The 17,446-nt window shown below is 73.9% G+C and carries 16 protein-coding genes; 9 read left to right on the plus strand and 7 right to left on the minus strand.

Annotation, left to right across the window (positions count from 1 at the left end; all coding sequences use genetic code 11):
- Positions 1-33: 33 nt before the first annotated feature.
- The 3 genes from ACFYXK_RS30675 to ACFYXK_RS30685 form a co-directional block, all read right to left on the minus strand.
- Positions 34-1,389: a hypothetical protein gene (locus tag ACFYXK_RS30675; protein ID WP_389414096.1), complete on the minus strand. Its 1,356-nt coding sequence runs from the start codon at positions 1,387-1,389 to the stop codon at positions 34-36.
- A gap of 145 nt (positions 1,390-1,534) precedes the next feature.
- The gene (locus tag ACFYXK_RS30680) at positions 1,535-2,353 is read right to left on the minus strand and encodes a hypothetical protein (protein ID WP_389414113.1); all 819 of its coding nucleotides are present in this window, start codon (positions 2,351-2,353) and stop codon (positions 1,535-1,537) included.
- Between the two features lie 92 nt (positions 2,354-2,445).
- A complete protein-coding gene (locus tag ACFYXK_RS30685; protein ID WP_389414097.1) occupies positions 2,446-4,554 on the minus strand; it encodes a right-handed parallel beta-helix repeat-containing protein in 2,109 nt (702 codons plus the stop codon).
- 191 nt (positions 4,555-4,745) lie between these two features.
- Here ACFYXK_RS30685 and hmgA point away from each other — a divergent pair, with 191 nt between their 5' ends.
- Positions 4,746-6,068, plus strand: a complete 1,323-nt coding sequence (hmgA, locus tag ACFYXK_RS30690) for a homogentisate 1,2-dioxygenase (RefSeq protein ID WP_267000218.1) — start codon at positions 4,746-4,748, stop codon at positions 6,066-6,068.
- 50 nt (positions 6,069-6,118) lie between these two features.
- Positions 6,119-6,868: a GntR family transcriptional regulator gene (locus tag ACFYXK_RS30695; protein WP_389414098.1), complete on the plus strand. Its 750-nt coding sequence runs from the start codon at positions 6,119-6,121 to the stop codon at positions 6,866-6,868.
- A gap of 24 nt (positions 6,869-6,892) precedes the next feature.
- Here ACFYXK_RS30695 and ACFYXK_RS30700 read toward each other — a convergent pair whose 3' ends face one another.
- Positions 6,893-7,054, minus strand: a complete 162-nt coding sequence (locus ACFYXK_RS30700) for a hypothetical protein (RefSeq protein WP_383519035.1) — start codon at positions 7,052-7,054, stop codon at positions 6,893-6,895.
- Positions 7,055-7,210: 156 nt separating this feature from the next.
- Here ACFYXK_RS30700 and ACFYXK_RS30705 point away from each other — a divergent pair, with 156 nt between their 5' ends.
- Positions 7,211-8,338, plus strand: coding sequence for a type ISP restriction/modification enzyme (locus ACFYXK_RS30705; protein ID WP_389414114.1), 1,128 nt, complete (start codon positions 7,211-7,213; stop codon positions 8,336-8,338).
- Between the two features lie 223 nt (positions 8,339-8,561).
- Positions 8,562-9,752 (plus strand): CaiB/BaiF CoA transferase family protein, encoded by a 1,191-nt coding sequence (locus ACFYXK_RS30710; RefSeq protein WP_389414099.1) that lies wholly within the window; start codon positions 8,562-8,564, stop codon positions 9,750-9,752.
- A gap of 38 nt (positions 9,753-9,790) precedes the next feature.
- On the opposite strand, the gene ACFYXK_RS30715 is transcribed toward ACFYXK_RS30710, so the two are convergent.
- Positions 9,791-10,060 carry a hypothetical protein gene (locus ACFYXK_RS30715; protein ID WP_076046471.1) on the minus strand — a complete coding sequence of 90 codons (270 nt, stop codon included), beginning with the start codon at positions 10,058-10,060 and terminating at the stop codon, positions 9,791-9,793.
- Positions 10,061-10,330: 270 nt separating this feature from the next.
- On the opposite strand from ACFYXK_RS30715, the gene ACFYXK_RS30720 reads away from it, so the two are divergent.
- On the plus strand, positions 10,331-12,091 hold the full coding sequence (locus ACFYXK_RS30720) for a serine/threonine-protein kinase (RefSeq protein ID WP_389414100.1): 1,761 nt from the start codon (positions 10,331-10,333) through the stop codon (positions 12,089-12,091).
- Positions 12,092-12,100: 9 nt separating this feature from the next.
- Here ACFYXK_RS30720 and ACFYXK_RS30725 read toward each other — a convergent pair whose 3' ends face one another.
- Complete coding sequence (locus ACFYXK_RS30725; RefSeq protein WP_389414115.1) at positions 12,101-12,904, minus strand: SGNH/GDSL hydrolase family protein; 804 nt, start codon at positions 12,902-12,904, stop codon at positions 12,101-12,103.
- Between the two features lie 206 nt (positions 12,905-13,110).
- Between ACFYXK_RS30725 and ACFYXK_RS30730 the strand changes: the two genes are divergently transcribed.
- A complete protein-coding gene (locus ACFYXK_RS30730) occupies positions 13,111-14,211 on the plus strand; it encodes a DUF5925 domain-containing protein (RefSeq protein WP_389414101.1) in 1,101 nt (366 codons plus the stop codon).
- Positions 14,212-14,246: 35 nt separating this feature from the next.
- On the opposite strand, the gene ACFYXK_RS30735 is transcribed toward ACFYXK_RS30730, so the two are convergent.
- Positions 14,247-14,633 (minus strand): GntR family transcriptional regulator, encoded by a 387-nt coding sequence (locus tag ACFYXK_RS30735; protein WP_389414102.1) that lies wholly within the window; start codon positions 14,631-14,633, stop codon positions 14,247-14,249.
- Positions 14,634-14,704: 71 nt separating this feature from the next.
- Here ACFYXK_RS30735 and ACFYXK_RS30740 point away from each other — a divergent pair, with 71 nt between their 5' ends.
- The 3 genes from ACFYXK_RS30740 (at position 14,705) to ACFYXK_RS30750 (ending at position 17,418) form a co-directional block, all read left to right on the plus strand.
- A complete protein-coding gene (locus tag ACFYXK_RS30740) occupies positions 14,705-15,655 on the plus strand; it encodes a GNAT family N-acetyltransferase (protein WP_389414103.1) in 951 nt (316 codons plus the stop codon).
- Positions 15,652-16,137 (plus strand): DUF402 domain-containing protein, encoded by a 486-nt coding sequence (locus tag ACFYXK_RS30745; RefSeq protein ID WP_389414104.1) that lies wholly within the window; start codon positions 15,652-15,654, stop codon positions 16,135-16,137. The genes ACFYXK_RS30740 and ACFYXK_RS30745 overlap by 4 nt, the downstream gene beginning before the upstream one ends.
- Before the next feature lie 246 nt (positions 16,138-16,383).
- Positions 16,384-17,418, plus strand: a complete 1,035-nt coding sequence (locus ACFYXK_RS30750) for a lytic polysaccharide monooxygenase (protein ID WP_389414105.1) — start codon at positions 16,384-16,386, stop codon at positions 17,416-17,418.
- Positions 17,419-17,446 lie beyond the last annotated feature (28 nt).

The following is a 17,446-nucleotide window of genomic DNA, read 5'->3' on the forward strand; positions in this document are numbered from 1 at the left end:
TGCCGCTCCTGGCTTCGCAGTACACCGGCGGTCTCAGTTCAGCAGGAGGCCGATCCCCCCGATCGTGTAAGTGATCATGAGCGCGAGCAGCGGCAGCTGGCCGGCGACGGCCCTGGCGGGCGGGAAGAGGCGTACGGAGCGGTCGTGGGCCGCGATCACGCCGAGCACGTGGCCGGTGACGACGGCGAGCACCTGAAGGGCGGCGAGAGCGCCGGTGCCCAGTGGCGGCAAGGGTTCTGGGGCGTTGTCAGTGCCGAGTGCCATGCTTACCGTGCGTGGTCCTTCGGTTACGAGGAGGGAGAAGTAGTGGGCGACGAGATAGCCGAGTGCGATCGGTACGAGTGAGTGCGCGAAGGCGGTCAGCGGGCCCGGGTGCGGGCCGCAGACGAGGCGGGTGGCCGCTGCGCAGAGGCAGTACAGGGTGGCGACGAGGGCGATGGCGGTGAGCAGTCCGAGCGTGGCCGTGGGGGTGCGGCCGAGGGGGGAGGTCTGGAGGGCGTTGATCCAGGACGGGTTGTCGGAGTAGCCGTCGTAGGCGGTGGAGCCGAGCAGGACGCAGACGGTGGCGACGAGTCCGGGCCGCTCGGGTGTCGCGTCGAGTCCGTGGAAGGGGTTGCGGAGCACCAGGCGGCCGTCGCTGCGGCGGCCGAGGGGGGAGAGCCGGGCCAGGAGGGCGGAGTACGCCTCGAAGGCGTCCGCGTCGGCGAACCAGCGCTCCCCGAAGCGGGCGGCGAGCGCGAGGTGGGCGGCGGTGTAGGCGGCGAGGGCGGTCAGGAGGGTGGTGGTGGATGCGGGATCCGGAGCGGCGAGTTCGAGCCAGGTGAAGGCGAACAGCCCGGCGGCGGCGGGCCATTGGCCGAGCCGGGCGGGGAGGGGGGCGTGTCCCTGGCGCCGGGCGCGGGGCAACAGGCGGTACAGGGTGCGGAGCGGGTTGAGCAGGCGCCAGACGGGGCCGAGGAGGAGGGAGGCGGGGACGAGTCCGACCCAGAGGAGGACGTAGACGGCACCGGGGGCGGGGTTGTGCGCGGGGTCGTCGGGACCGAGGAGGAGGAAGAGGAGGACGGCGAACGCGGCGGCGAGGCCGAGTCCGCGCAGGGCGGTACGGGTGGCCGGGGCGTCGGCCACCCGCTCGAGGGCGGCGGGCAGGGCGAGGCCTGAGCGGTCGCCGCGGAACCGGGAGGAGGACCAGAGCAGACCGAGCGCGAGGAAGGAGACGAACAGTGCGGCGAAGGCACCGGCGAACGCGTAGAAGGGAGAGATCGGCAGATCGTGCTGGGACCCGATCCCGTGCGCGAGGACGGTGAGCGGATCGGCCGGGTGAAGGACCACGCCCTGGCCCCCGCCACCGCCGCCCGCGGCGGGTGCGGGACCCGGCCCGACCGGGGTCATCGCGGACCGCCCGCGCGGCCCCGTTCCCCACGGCGGAAGGGGAACTCGGCCGGGCGGGTCCCGCCAGGGGTGCGCGCGGGCCCGGTGCGCGCGGGCTCAGTGCGCGCGGGTCGGGTGCGCGCGGGCCCGGTGGGCGCGGGTCGGGTCATCGGACGAGGAGCTGGGTCAGGACGAGGCGGGACTCGTGGGTCTCGACCTCGAAGAGGCCCGTACGGTCGGCCGTCAGGACCAGGGTGGCCTCCTGGCCTGCCGGCAGGGCGAGTTCCTTGTCGTAGCCGTGGACGTGCAGGGTGTCCGCGCGGTCGCTGGTGACGCGCAGGGCGATGCGTTCGCCGCGCCGCAGCTCGGTGCGGCCGGGGGCGGGGGTGACCTTGCCGTCCCGGACGGTGAGGGTGACCGTGCGGTCGGCCTGCGCTTCCTGCGACGGCGGCGGCGAGGGCTGCGCCGACGGCGGGGTGTGGCTGTGGCCGGTCTGGCCGGGGGCGGTGGCGGTGAGCGGGGCCGTGCCTTCGATCGGCTTGCCGGTGACGGCCCAGGCGGTGTGGTCGTCCGCGTAGAGGCGGACGGTCAGGGTGTGCGCGCCCTCGGGGACCTGCGCGGCGGGCAGGTGGAACCAGGGGCCGTACAGCCGGGCCAGTTTCCGCCCGTCGAGCTCCAGGTGCGCGTGGCCGGCGCCCGGGAGGGCGGCGCCGCCGGTGCTGTCGGGGGTGAAGCGGAAGTTCTTCACCGTCAGCTGGAGGTTCCAGCCGTCCTCGGAGTCGGGGCGGGCGGCGAGCTGTACCTCCGGCGCGCCCTCGGCCGGGACCTCGCGGAGCCGGTGGCCGGCGGGGTCCTGGACGTCGAGCAGGGTGCCGACGCTGCCGGTGGCCTGCTCGTGGCTGGTGCCGGGCTTGTGGTGGGTGGTGGCCCGCCCGCCGCAGCCCGTCGCCGCGCCGCCGACGAGCAGGAGCACCAGCGCGAGCAGGGCTGCGGTCCTGGCCCCCCGTCGGGCCCGCGCCCCGACGGGCGGCACCCCGCAGCCGTCGCACCGGATGGGGTCTGCGCTCCGGTCGTCGTTCACTGCACTGCTCCTTCGGCCGCGGCGCCCCCGACGCGCCCCGCCGGCTCGCCGCCCGGGTCCGCGGGGCTGCGGGCCGGGGTGGGGGCTGAGGTGGGGGCTGGGCGGGAGGCGGCGATCGCGACCCACAGGACCCAGGGGATCGTGAGGAGGGCGCGGAGCCAGGCGGGACCGAGGGGGATCCAGGGGATCATCAGGACGGCCTTGTCGAAGGCGTCGAGCAGGGTGAGGGCGGCCAGCAGCAGGGTCAGCCGCGCCAGCCAGGGGCGGCCGGGACGCAGCGCGATGCCCGCGCCCGTCCACCACAGGCCCAGCAGGAGCAGGGCCAGGGCCGGTACGAAGGTGCCCACGAGCGGCATCGTGGAGCCGGCCACGTCCAGGGCCAGCCCGGCCAGGCCGAGCAGCGAGGCCGCCGTGCCCAGACGGGATCCGCGCAGGCGGCGCCACCACAGCACCCCGCCCACGAGCAGCAGCACCGCGGCCACGGCCAGCGCGATCTGGGTCTCCACCCGCTCCAGGCCGCGCGCCCCGTACCAGTCGCAGCCGGCCGGGAGCTTGCGGGCCTGCACGCTGTAGTCGGCGCAGACCAGCAGCTGGGCGAGTTTCACCGGTTCGCCCACCAGGCGGGAGGACCCTGCGGACACCTCGCCGCGGCGGTCGCCGCACTGCGGGAGCGTGCCCGGGGTGGAGCCGTCGGGTCCGGACTGCCAGCAGTTCCCGCGGCCCTGGCCGTCCCACCACACGTCCATCCCGTTGGGGCGGGAGGCCCCCGACTTGTCCTTGCCGAGGATGTTGGACGCGTACCGGTTGTGGTGGGAGGTGTCCGCCTGCTTCGACCACTCCTCCTCGCCGCGGATGAACGCGGGGACGGCCGAGAGGAAGAAGCCCGCACGCCGGTGCCCGTACACCCAGTTGTTCTCGTAGACGTTCCAGTTGCCTCCCGCGGTGATGATGCCGGTGCCCGGCGGCATGGAGATCTGGGGGCAGACCACCCCCTGCTCGTAGCCGCGCTCGATCGGCGGCTTGGCGCAGGTGCCGTCGGCGACGTACCCGTAGTAGTCGGCGTTGTTGTCGTGGATCAGGTTCCGCTCGAACTTGGCGTGGTTCTGCGGGAGTCCGGGATGCCCGGGGAAGGCGCTGTCCATGGAGGCGCCGCCCATGTTCCGGTCGAACTCGTTGTCGTGGACCCAGACGGAGTCGCCCGCCGTGCCGGAGTAGCCGACCATGTTGTGGTGGCTGTGGCAGCCGGTGATCTCGATGGAGTAGCGGGAGACGTCGTAGCCGCGCCCGTCGTTGATGTTCGAGGCGCTGCCCGGGTAGATGCCGGAGTCGCCGTTCCCGTAGGACTCGCAGTTCTTGTAGAGCCCGTGGTCGCTGGCGAAGGTCAGGAAGCCGTACTCGTCGTTCCAGCGGGTCAGGACGTCGTCGATGACGAACCCGTCGCCGGCGAGGACGTACAGCGAGTTGAAGGTGGTGCGCTGCGCGGTGAAGTTGCGGAAGTAGACGCCGTTCGACTTGTCGGCGCGGATGGCGTTCAGCTTCTGGTACTTGGCGTCGATGACGACGTCGAGGCGTGACGCGCCCGTGCCTTCGATCTGCAGGTCCGTCTTGCCGAGGATCGCGACGAGGTTCTGGTTGTGCCGGCACTGCACCTGCTGCTCGTACGTCAGGATCTGGTAGCCGAGCGAGGAGTTGGGGGCCTTGAGCGCGGCGCACTCCCCCGTGGGTTTCGGCAGGGAGGGCTCCTCCTCGTACAGGCCGGGGAGGATCGCGATGTTCATGCCGGGCCGGTCCACGGCGTCGACGGCTTCCTGGAGGTGCCGGTAGCCGCTCTTCTCGCACCGCTCGTACAGGGCGAGGTTGCGCTGCCTCAGCGCCTCGGGGAAGGCGGACGTCCGGCGTTCGAAGGCGGCCCGGTCGGTCTTGCAGACCAGCAGGTCGGGCTCGGCGTTGCGGTACTGCGGAACGGAACCGGAGCCGTCCGGGAGGGCCACGGGGCGCTCCTCGTGCGCGCGGGCGGCGGGCGCGGCGACGAGGAGGGACAGGAGGGCGAGGAGGGCGGCGAGGAGCGCCGCCGGCACGGCAGGGAACCTGCGGGTCCACGACATGCGCGTGAGAGTAGAGCAATGTTCATCTTTTTGGACCCCCTGTGGCAGCGCGGATCGACATCTCGCGTCACCCGCCGCCGTCACCCACCGGCCCGATCCGGCCACGCACCCGGGGACCCATTGACGCGCGGGCCACGGAATCCTACTGTCGACCATAGGATTCCTTCCACAGCGACAGAGCGGGAGCACCCATGAGCGAGCAGGCCGAGCAGGCCAGGAAGACGGCGGAGGCACTGGAGTACCTCACCGGCTTCGGCAACGAGCACAGCTCGGAGGCCGTCCCCGGCGCCCTGCCGCCCGGCCGCAACTCGCCCCAGCGCGCCCCCCTCGGCCTGTACGCGGAGCAGCTCAGCGGCAGCGCCTTCACCGAGCCCCGCAACCACAACCGCCGCTCCTGGCTCTACCGGATCCGCCCCTCGGCGGCCCACCCGCCGTTCGCCCGGATCGACAACGGCGCCCTGCGCTCCGCGCCCTTCACCGAGGCCCCGGCGGACCCCAACCGGCTCCGCTGGAACCCGCTCCCCGACCCGGCGCCCGGCACGGACTTCCTGGCCGGCCTGTGGACCCTCGGCGGCAACGGCGACGCCACCCAGCGCACCGGCATGGCCATCCACCTCTACTCCGCCAACGCCTCCATGACCGACCGGGTCTTCAGCGACTCCGACGGCGAGCTGCTGATCGTCCCCGAGCGCGGCGGCCTGCTGCTGCGCACCGAGCTCGGCCTGCTCAGCGCCGGCCCCGGCGAGGTCGCCCTGATCCCGCGGGGCGTGCGCTTCCGCGTCGAGCTCCTGGACGACGACGCCCGCGGGTACGTCTGCGAGAACTACGGCCGCCCCTTCGAGCTGCCGGACCTGGGCCCGATCGGCGCCAACGGCCTCGCCGCCGCACGCGACTTCCGGGCCCCGGTGGCCGCGTACGAGGACAGCGAGCGCCCCACCGAGGTGGTCAACAAGTTCTGCGGCAACCTCTGGGCCGCCACCTACGACCACTCCCCGCTCGACGTCGTCGCCTGGTACGGCACGCACACCCCGTACGTGTACGACCTGCGCCGCTTCAACGTCCTGGGCTCCATCAGCTACGACCACCCCGACCCGTCGATCTTCACCGTGCTGACCTCGCCGTCCGACACCCCGGGGCTGGCGGGCGTGGACTTCGTGGTCTTCGCCCCGCGCTGGCTGGTCGGCGAGGACACCTTCCGCCCGCCGTACTTCCACCGCAACGTCATGAGCGAGTACATGGGCCTGATCGAGGGCGCCTACGACGCCAAGGCGGAAGGCTTCGTCCCCGGCGGCGGCTCGCTGCACAACATGATGTCCGCCCACGGACCGGACCGGGAGACCTTCGACAAGGCGAGCGCCGCCGAGCTGAAGCCGCAGAAGATCGACGACGGTCTGGCCTTCATGTTCGAGACCCGCTGGCCGATCACCGCCACCACCCAGGCGGCCGGCGCCGACCACCTCCAGCGCGGATACGACGACGTCTGGCAGGGGCTCCAGCGCCACTTCCGCGCCTAGTATCACTAAGCGCCACGCGCCCCACGCCCCGTCCTAACGGAGAACCACCCGTGACCGCCTTCGCCCCCGACTCGCTGGTGCTCAACCGGAAGCTTCCGCTCTGGTACCAGGTGTCACAGTCGCTGCGCGCCTCGATACTGGGGCGCACCCCGGACGCCTCGCTGCGCCTGCCCACCGAGGAGCAGCTCGCCGAGCACTACGGGGTGAGCGTGCTGACCATGCGCCAGGCGCTCAAGGAGCTGGAGGGCGAGGGGCTGATCAGCCGGCACCGGCGGCGCGGCACGTTCATCGAGCCGGGTGCGCGGCGCGGGGCTCCGGTGCGGCTGCTGGGTTCGGTCGACGCGATCGTGGCGCAGCAGTCGGGCGACCGTACGACGATTCTCGGCCTCGAGCGGACGGCGGTGTCCGGGGAGCTGCTGGAGCACTTCCCGGACACCGCCGAGGTGGTCACGTACCGCCGGCTGCGCCACGACGGCGAGAGCGGGGAGCCGACGAACTGGGTGGAGAACGCGGTGCGCCCGGAGGTCGCCGAGGCGGTGGACCTGGCCGATCTGGCGCGCTGGCCGATGACCAAGGTGCTGCGCGACGTGGTGGGCGTGCGGATCAGCCGGATCACGGACACGGTCGAGGCGCGGCTGGCCGACCCGGAGACGGCCGAGCTGCTCCAGGTGCCGCTGCTCAGCCCGATCCTGCACTACACGGGCGTGACGTACGACGAGGACGGCCGGGTCGTGGACGTGGCGCGGATCCGGTACCGGGGCGACCGCTTCTCGTTCACGGTGACCGTCGACGCCACCTGACCTCGGCCCGGCTCCCGCAGGGGGCTACTTCTCGTCGTCGTCCGTGCTGCGCTCGCCCTCCGCCTGCGACGGCGTGGTGCGCATCGTCGCGGGGTGGTGTTGCATCTTCTCCTTCTCGTCCATGTCCTCGTCGAGCCGCTCGCCCTCGGCCTGCGACGGAGTCGAGTATTCGTCGTACTGACTCATGACCGCCTCCTCGACATCGGAACATATCCATACATAGGGAGCGTAGCTCTTCGGCCTGGACGCAGCCTGCCCGCACCCCCGCCCGAACCCCGGCCGCCGCCTGCCGTCGCTACCATCTGCCGGGTGAGCGAAGACGTACCGCTGCTGGACGATCTGATGCCCTGGGCCGTGGGCGGCCTGCGCCTGGGCCGGGCCTGGGTGGCGGCCCCCGACCCCGCGGCCCTGCGCGCCCGCTGGGCGGCCCTGACCGGCGCCGAAGGGACCGAGCGGGACCGGCTGTTCCGCCCGACCCGGACCCGTACGCCCACCACCGGGGCGGCGGCGCTGCCCGGCCGGCGCTCACCGTCGACCGCACGCTTCGCCGATGCGCCGGGCCCCTGCCCCGATCCCGTACGGGTGCTGCGCGATCCCTTCGACGAGCAGTGGCTGCTGCCCGACCAGCGGCTCATCGACATGGCCCGCCCGGAGCTGTGGCGGGTCCTGGACGAGCACCAGCTCTTCGCCGTCGAGACCCCGGAGCTGCTGGTCACCGCGCACCTCCCGGCCGGCCGCCTGGGCCGGATCCGCCCGCTGCACCGGCGCCCCGGCGGCGCCGAGCCCAATCTCGCGCCGGGCCTGCTGGAGCTGCTCGGCGAGCGCTACGGCGGCTGGGTCACCCCGCAGGACGTGCTGTGCTGGATCCTCGCCGCGGGCCGCCCCGGGCCCCGGGGGTACGAGGTCCCGCTGACCGGCGACCCCGGGCACTGGCGGGCCGGGCTGGAGCTGGGGCACCGGCTGCTCACCGTCCAGCTGCGCGGCGGGCCCGGCGCCGAGCCGCCACGGCTGCCGGGCGGGCGGCGCCCGTACGTCCGCTCGGCGGTCCAGGCCTGGCCGGAAGGGCTCGCGTACGACCCGGAGACCGAGACGCTGAGCCTCGGGGCCGGGACGGTCTCGCCCGTGCCGCCGGGCGCCTGGGAGTACGAGGTGCAGGGCGGTACCCGGGTGCTGGAGGCCTGGTTCGCCGCCCGGTCCGCCCACCGGGACCCGGAGGCCGACGGGCTGGACGCACTCGGGCCGGCCGAGTGGCCGCAGGCCTGGACCTCGGAGCTGCTGGCGCTGGTGACCACCCTGGCGCTGCTGACCGATCTGGCCCCCGAACGGGCGGCGTTCACCCCCGGGCCGCTGCTGCCGGCCGCCGCGCTGACGGCTGCGGGCGTGCTGCCCCCGCCGCGCTGGGCCCGCCGCCCAGCCTCCGTACTGGACCATCACGAGGAGGGCCCGGGCGGCCAGTTCGCCCTGCTCTGACGGCACCGGCCACGCACGACCGCCCTCGCCCCGACCGCTGACCGCTGACGGCCGACGGCCGACCGAGACGGGCACCATAGGCGGACGAACCGCGCACCGTGTGCGATGTCGACCGCCTGCGTGGTGACAGGCCGGGGTCCCAACCGGTAGGCAGGCTGTCATGACAGCCGACTCGCCCGCGCCCGGGCGCCCTGCGCAACCCCGCCGCGCGGAACGCCGCCCCGTGGAACCCCTGCCCCTCGACGGCATCACCGTCGTCGCCGTCGAACAGGCCGTCTCGGCCCCCTTCGCCACCCGCCAGCTCGCCGACCTCGGCGCCCGGGTGATCAAGGTCGAGCGGCCCGACGGCGGCGACTTCGCACGCGCCTACGACACCGCCGCGCACGGACTGGCCTCGCATTTCGTCTGGGCCAACCGCGGCAAGGAGTCGATCGCGCTCGACCTGAAGGACCCGCGCGGCCGGGAGGTCCTGCACGGGCTGCTGGACGGGGCCGACGTCTTCGTCCAGAACCTCGCCCAGGGCGCCGCCGCCCGGCTCGGGCTCGACTCGGCCTCGCTGTGCGCGCGGTACCCGCGGCTGGTCGCCGTCGACGTCTCCGGGTACGGGGCCGAGGGCCCGTACGCCCACAAGCGCGCCTACGACATGCTCGTGCAGTGCGAGGCGGGGCTGGTCTCGGTGACCGGCACCCCGGAGCAGCCCGTCAAGGCGGGCATCCCGGCCGCGGACATCGCGGCGGCCATGTACGCCTTCTCCGGGGTCCTCGCGGCCCTGCTGCGCCGCGGGACCACCGGGCGCGGGGGCCGGGTGGAGGTCTCGATGCTCGACGCGCTGGCCGAGTGGATGGGCCATCCGCTGCACCACACGATGCACGACGGGGAGCAGCCCGTGCGCACGGGCCTCGCGCACGCCGTCATCGCCCCGTACGACGCCTACCCGACGGCGGACGGGGACCGCGTGCTGCTGTCCGTGCAGAACGACCGTGAATGGCGGCGGCTCGCCGAACAGGTGTTGCAGCGGCCCGAGTTGGCCGAGGATCCGGCGTACGCGACGAACGCGGCGCGCACCCGGGGCCGGGAGAAGACCGACGCCGTGGTCGCCGAGGCACTGGGCCGGCTGGGCGCGGACGAGGCGATCGGCCGGCTGGAGGCGGCGGGCATCGCCTGCGCACGGCTGAACTCGGTGGCCCAGCTCGCGGGACACCCGCAGCTGGCGGCACGGGACCGCTGGCGGGAGGTGGATTCACCGGCCGGTCCGCTGCGGGCACTGCTGCCGCCGATCGGGCTGCCGGGAGGCGCGGCACCGCACATGGGTGCGGTGCCCGCGCTCGGCGAACACACCGAGGCCCTGCTGCGCACCCTGGGGATGACGGGCGCACAGATCACGACACTGCGCCGGGATGGTGTGGTTGCGTAGGGCCGGGGGGCGGAACCAGAAGGGGTCGGGGACGGTTGTTACGAACGGCGGCTGCCGAAGAGGGTGCGACGCAGCCGGCGCAGCGGCGCGAAGAGCGAGACGCGCGCGCTCCGGCTCCGCAGGCGGTGCGTGTGGTCGCGCGACGTGAGCTCGCGCATCAGCAGGGTCGCCTCGGCCGTCTCGCGGTGCGGGACGGCGGGTCCGCCCAGCACGGCGAGGTGGCGGTCGAGGCGCGAGCTGGTCGCGCTGCTCCCGCAGGTGATGGCAGGCACGCGTGGCGGCCTGCTGCGCATTGCTATCTGTTCCATGTTCTCTCCCCACCCGTACGAGGGCACCCGGCCCGGGCAGGTTAACCCTATCGTCCCCGGGTCGCGCCCGGGTATCCCGGTGGTGTGAATTACCCCTATGGCGACGGGGAGTTGACGGTTACTCAGCGGAGTCGACCGTCACTCTCCGCAGGGGGGACGGCTGTTTGAAGGGTCCCTGTGCGAGTCCCGCGCGGACCGGGGCCACATCGCGTGCACTGCGCTAACTTGGAGTGATCGCCCGCCGACACACGGACACACCTGGGGGCTCTCGTGAGTGACAACATCGGTGGGGCGGGCGGGGAATCCGCCGCCGGCCGTGTCATCTCGGGCCGGTACCGGCTGCTCGACCTGCTGGGCCGGGGCGGCATGGGCATCGTGTGGCGGGCCCGCGACGAGGTCCTCGGCCGCGAGGTGGCCGTCAAGGAGGTACGGCCTCCGGCCGGGCTGGACGGCGCCGAGATCGGGCGGATGTACCGGCGGCTCGAGCGCGAGGCCTGGGCGGCGGCCCGGGTCGCGCACCGCGGGGTCGTCACGGTCTACGACGTGGCCACCGAGGACGGCCGGCCCTGGATCGTGATGGAGCTGGTGCGCGGGCTCTCGCTGGCCGACGTCCTGGAGGCGGAGGGGCCACTGACCCCGCAGCGTGCCGCACACCTCGGGGAGCAGGTGCTGGCCGCGCTGCGCGCCGCGCACGAGGCGGGGGTGCTGCACCGGGACGTCAAGCCCTCCAACGTGCTGATCGCCAACGACGGCCGGATGGTGCTGAGCGACTTCGGGATCGCCAGCCTGGAGGGCTCGTCGGCGATCACGATGACGGGCGAGGTGGTGGGCTCCCCCGAGTTCCTCGCGCCGGAGCGGGCGCTGGGGCGCGAACCGGGGCCCGCGTCGGACCTGTGGTCGCTCGGGGTGATGCTGTACTCCGCCGTCGAGGGGGTCTCGCCCTTCCGGCAGGACACCCCGCTGTCCACGCTGCGGGCGGTGGTGGACGAGGAGCCGCCGCCGCCGCGCCGGGCCGGTCCGCTGACGCCGGTGCTGGAGGGGCTGCTGCGCAAGGACCCGGCGGAGCGGCTGCCTGCGGCGGAGGCGGCCCGGATGCTGCGGATCGTCGGGGCCGGCGGGGTCCTTCGGGGCTCCGGCGGGGCGGTGTCGGGCCCGGACTCGCCGACGGCCACGGCGCACCACGGGTACGGCCCCCCGGACGCCCGGGGCCGCCCCGACGGGCCCACCCCGCCGATGCCGGTGCCCGCGCCGGTTCCGGGTCCCGCGCCGGCGGGGGCTGCGGGCCGCGGGGCGCCGCCGCACGAGGGGCGGGCCGGGCTGGTGCTGACCGCCGGGATCGTGGTGCTGCTGCTGGCGGTGGTCGCCCTGGCGTGGCTGCTGCTCAAGGACCGCAAGGAGCCGGGTGGAAGCGGCACCGCACCGACGGGCCCGGCCAGTACCTCGGCCTCGGCGTCCGCGAGCGCGTCCGGATCGGGGTCGCCGTCCGCGTCCCCTTCACCGTCGCCGTCCGCCTCGCCGTCCGCCACGCCCGCACCGCACTTCGCCGTCTCGGTGCGCGCCGTACGGACGGACTACCGCGGGGCCTGCCCGCCGCCCGCCGAGCAGGCGCCCGCCTTCACGGCGACGGTCGATGCGGACCGTACGCCCGCCGTGCTGGAGTACCGCTGGGCGACGCGCAGCGGGGTCGGCTCCGGCCCCGGCTGGCAGTCCGTCACGTACGCGGCGGACGGCCCCCGGAGCCGGCAGCTGGACCACACCGAGCTCACGTACTACCCGAGTGCGACCTTCGACGACGCGGTCCGGCTGGAGGTGCGGGGGCCGGACCCGACGGCCTCGGAGTGGGTGGAGTTCTCCGTGACCTGTGAGGAGGAGACCCCGGGAGGCGGTTCCTCCCCCTCCCCCGGTCCGAGCGGTACGCCGGCCCCGGTGTCGGCAGGACCCGTACCGGCGGGACCGGCGACACCGGTGGCGGCGGAGCCGGAGGCCTCGGACCCGGAGCCGGCTCCGGAGCCCGAGGCCGCGGCTTCGTAGCCGCCCGGATCAGGCGGCGTTGGTGAGGACGGGCAGGTAGCCGCCGGACTGTCCGGCGGCGGTGGGGTGGTACGACTCGCCGATGTTGAGCCAGTTGACGCTGTGCAGCCACGCGTCGCCGGAGCAGATCTCGTGGCCGGTGAAGGCGCCGGCGACCGAGGCGAAGGTGAACCCGTGGTCGGCGGCGCGTTTGGCGATGGCGGCGTTCAGGTAGTCGGCCGCTCCGTTGATGGCGGAGCGCTCTCCCTCCGTCAGCCCGGCGGCGCAGGTGCCGCCCAGCTTGTAGAAGCGGGGATAGCCGAGGACGACGACGCGGGCGGCGGGCGCCCGGCCGTGGATGGCGTTGTAGACCTGGTCGAGCTGGCCGGGGAGGGTGGAGTCGACGTACGCCTTGGCCTGGTTCACGCGGTTGACGCAGGTGGACTCCGACTGGAGCACACAGGTCGTCATGACGTCGGAGAATCCTGCGTCGTTGCCGCCGATGGTGATGCTGACCAGGTCGGTGCCGGAGTTCAGCGGGCCGAGCTGGCCGGAGAGGACATCACCCGTACGGGCGCCCGAGCAGGCGGTGAAGGAGAAGGTCTGCGGGGAATGGGCGGCGGCCCACAGGGCCGGGTAGGCGCGGGAGGTGCGCTTGCAGTTGCCGCTCCCGCTGTCGTAGTTGCCGGCGCCGACGCCGGAGGAGTACGAGTCGCCGAGGGCGACGTAGCCGAAATCGGCCGTGGCGGCGGCCGCCTGTCCCGCGCCGAACAGGGCGGCGCCTGCGGCGAGTAACAGGGAGGAGGTCAGGGCTGCGAAGCGCGACATCTTCATGCTCATGTGTGCGGCTCCTTGTGGGGGTTACTCCTGAGTCCGTGGTACAAGGAGCCGAGGATGGCTGGAAGTGTCCATGCCAAGAATTTTCGGGGCAGAGTTGCCAGCCGAATCTTCACCACCGGTGCGTTTGAAGAGGGAACCCTGGCACCCGATCCGGCGAAACACGGGTGCACGAGGGCACTTCGTGCCGGATCATGGGCGCCATGCCAGCCAACCCGCATGACGCGCTGCCGATCAGGCTCAACGTCGACGACAGCGATTCACCGTCGGATGTCGTGGACGCGCTGTTCCTCGGCCGGTTCGCGTCCGGCGAGCAGCCGTACTCGCACAGCGTGACGATCGAGCGGGTGAAGGCGGAGGCGACCCTGCTGCCGCCCGAGGCCATCGTGCTGCGCTCGGCGCGCGACTCCGACCGCAGCGCCACCCTCGCGGAGGGCGAGGGCTGGACGATGCTCGTCTCGCGCTGGAGCCGGGGCGCGGACGTGACGGTGACGGCGGTCAGCGACGAACTCGCCTCCAGCGTGCTCGGCGAGGCCACGGAGGGGGTGCAGGACGAGCCCGAACCGCAGCCTTCGAGCGTCACGATGGGCTTCTGGTACGTCTCCCCGCGCCGCGGCCCGTACCGTTCGACCCGCCAGATCTCGGCCGGGACCTGGGCGGAGGTGCGGCCCAACTACACGGCGCCGGTGGCCGGGGCGATGGACCGGCTGATGAAGGTGACCCCGGACGACATCGCGGGGCGGCTGCTCCTGCTGCACGGCCCGCCCGGTACGGGCAAGACCTCGGCGCTGCGGACGCTGGCCCGGTCGTGGCGGGACTGGTGCCAGGTGGACTGCGTCCTGGACCCGGAGCGGCTGTTCAACGACGTGGGCTACCTGATGGACATCGCGATCGGCGAGGACGAGGGCACGGCGAAGGGCCGGTGGCGGCTGCTGCTGCTGGAGGACTGCGACGAGCTGATCCGCGGCGAGGCCCGGCACACGGCCGGCCAGGCGCTGTCGCGGCTGCTGAACCTGACGGACGGGCTGCTGGGGCAGGGCCGCAACGTGCTGGTCGGCGTGACCACGAACGAGGACCTGGAACGGCTCCACCCGGCGGTGGTCCGGCCGGGCCGCTGCCTGGCGCGGATCGAGGTGGGCCGGCTGACGCACGGCGAGGCGGTGGACTGGCTGGGCACGGACGAGGGGGTTCCGCGCGAGGGCGCCACGCTGGCCGAACTGTTCGCGCTGCGGCGGGGCACGGGCCCCTCGGCGCTGCTGCCGCCGCAGGGCCAGCACGGTTCGGAAGCGGGCCTGTACCTGTAGCGGTGCCGCGCGGACCGGCCCCGCGCGCCCCCGACCTAGCTGCCGTACCGGGCGCGCAGGGCGTCGAGGGCGGCCGACGTGGCCTCGTCGAAGGTCAGGCCCAGCCGCTTCGCGCGCTCCGCATAGGCCTGCGCGGCGGCGGCCGCCTCCCGGGCGGCCCCGTCGCCGGCCGCCGCGATGAAGGTCCCGTTCCGGCCGCGGGTCTCGATCACCCCGTCGCCCTCGAGCGCCCGGTAGGCCTTCGCGACCGTGTTCGCCGCCAGCCCGAGCTCCTCCGCGAGCCCGCGCACCGTCGGCAGCTTGTACCCGACCGGCAGGTCTCCCGCCCGCGCCGCCTGCGAGATCTGGGCGCGCAGCTGCTCGTACGGGGCGGCCGCACCGGCCGAGCCGTCGATCCGGATCTTCAGGTTCGTCGAGGTCACCCGGCGATTCTCCCCCATCCCCGGGGAAATTCGGAGGCGTCCGCCCCCGCCCCGCGCCTACGGTCGACGGCATGACCGTTTCGATCCGCGACCTGCGCCCGGGCGACCCCTCGGACGCGGAGTCCGTCGTACGGGTGCGCCGCGCCGCGCTGCCCTTCCTGATCGCCACCGCCGACGGCCTCGCCTTCGAGCTGTCCTGCGCCGCTCCGGCCAAGCGCCACCGCCTCCTCGTCGCCGAGACCGCGGACGGGCTCGTCGTCGGCACCGCCGAGGCCGGCCTCGCGTACGACGGCCCGGAGCCCGGCCGGTCGTTCGTCAACGCGTACGTCGACCCCGCGCACCGCGGCGGCGGCGCGGGCACCGCCCTGCTGCGGACGGCCGAGGAGTACCTGGCCGCGCAGGGCGCCGCGAGCACGTACTCCTGGGTGCTGGACGAGCCCGCCCATCACGCTTTCGCCCGGCGGCACGGATACCGCCCGAGCCGCTCCGCGCACTTCCTGCGCCTGGACCTGGCCTCCGCCGCCCTGCCCCCGTACCCGGACGCGCTGCCCGCGGGGGTCGAGCTGCGCCCGGGCAGCGCTTTCGCCGCCGACCCGCGACCGCTGTACGAGGCCGACGCGGAGGCCTCCGGCGACGAACCGGGCGACGTACCGGCGGAGCTGGACGACTACGAGGACTGGCTCGCCACCGTCTGGCACCACCCGGACCTCGACAGGGAACTGACCACGGTCGTCCTGGTCGACGGGGTCGTGGCCGCGTTCTGCGCCGCCCGGACGGACGGCGCCACCCGCTACGGCTCGGCGATGACCGGCACCCTGCGCGCCTTCCGCGGCCGCGGCCTGGCCAAGCTCGCCAAGACGGACTCCCTGCACCGGGCCCGCGCCGCCGGCTGCACGGAGGCCTTCACGGGCAACGACACCGGGAACGAGCCGATGCTCGCCATCAACAAGTGGTTCGGATACGAGATCTGCGCGACCGAGACGCGGTACGCGAAGCAGCTGAAGGGACCCCAGCAGTCATGAGCAGCACCGGGCTGACCGTCGCCCTCACCAAGGCGGGCCGCACCAAGATCCGCTACCCCGCCGCCCTGGTCGCGGACACGGGCGACCGGATCTCCGTACGCGCCCCCTGGGCGGCCGACGGCGTACGGGACTTCGGCTTCGTGCGCTTCGAACCGGGCGACGTGTTCACCGAGCACTTCTGGCGGACGCGCTGGTACGCGGTCAAGGAGGTGCGGACGGGCGAGGGCGTCCTCAAGGGCTGGTACTGCGACGTCACGCGCCCGGCGGTGGTGCAGGACGGCGAGATCCTCGTCGAGGACCTGGACCTGGACCTGTGGGTGTCGGCGGACGGGTCCGCGGTCCTGCGGCTGGACGAGGACGAGTTCGCGGCGAGCGGGCTCGCGGAGAGCGACCCCGAGGCGGCGGCCGAGGCCGTCCGCGCCCTCGACGCCCTGGCCGACCAGGCCCTCGCGCCGGCCGGTCTGACCGCCCTCCTCAGCTGAACACGGCGCTCGCGGCCCTCTTTCTGTAGCCCCCGCTTAGCGGTTCCTTAAGTGCACCCTAAGGATCTTCGGGAGGGCGCCGAACGGGGTGGAACCGCTGGTGCGGAGGGCTAGCTTGGCGGGGCCAGGGAGGCCTGGGGCGGTGCCGGACCCGACGGGGGGCGGCGCCGCCCGGCCCGGTTCCCGGCGCTCCCGGCGCACCCACGACCGTGGTGCCCGCATCGCCGCTCCGAAGGAGATCCACCCATGTCCGCACGCCGCCGCACCGTGACCCGTATCGCCGCAGCCGGTCTCGCCCCGCTCGCGGTGGCCGCGTACGCCGCCTCGCCGGCGGCCGCCCACGGCTCGATGACGGACCCGGTCAGCCGGGTGGCGGCCTGCTACGCCGAGGGTCCGGAGTCGCCGAAGTCGGCCGCCTGCAAGGCCGCGGTGGCGGCGAGCGGCACGCAGGCGTTCTACGACTGGAACGCGGTCAACATCGCCAACGCGGCCGGCAACCACCGGGCGCTGATCCCCAACGGCCAGCTCTGCTCAGCCGGCAACGACAAGTACCGGGGCCTGGACCTGGCCCGCGCCGACTGGCCGGCCGGCCCGATGTCGGCGGGCGAGCACACGTTCCGGTACAAGGGGACCGCCCCGCACAAGGGCTCCTTCGAGCTGTACATCACGAAGGACGGCTACGACCCGGCGAAGCCGCTGAAGTGGTCCGACCTGGAGCCCGCGCCGTTCGCGAAGGCCACCGACCCGGGCATGCAGAACGGGGACTACGTCTTCTCCGGCAGCGTGCCGAACAAGTCCGGGCGGCACCTGATCTACAGCATCTGGCAGCGCTCGGACAGCCCGGAGGCCTTCTACACCTGCTCGGACGTGGTGTTCGGCAAGGACAACGGCGGGAGCGGCACGGGCGGCGGCACCGGTGGCAGCACCGGCACCACCCCGAGCACGAAGCCGAGTGCGAAGCCGAGCGCCAAGCCTTCCGCCGACCGCCCCTCGGACGCGCCCAAGGCTCCGACGGACCAGCAGATCGCCGACGGCGAGAGCAAGTCCACGGTCGAGCACCACGGCCACGGCGACAACGACCCCAAGACGAACGGCAGTACCGCCCTCGCCCCGGTCCCGTCGGAGTCCTCCGCGGGCACCACCAACCTGGCCGAGACGGGTGGCAGCGGCGCCACCCCGGCGATCGCGATCGCCGGGGCCGGCGTGCTGGCCCTCGGTGCGGCCGTGCTGTTCGGCGTGGCCCGACGCCGTGCGACGGCGCCGGGCCGACGCGGCCTCTAGCTCAACCGGTTCGCCCGGACCGCCTGCG

The organism is Streptomyces sp. NPDC002209 (assembly GCF_042890265.1).
Classification (GTDB): domain Bacteria; phylum Actinomycetota; class Actinomycetes; order Streptomycetales; family Streptomycetaceae; genus Streptomyces.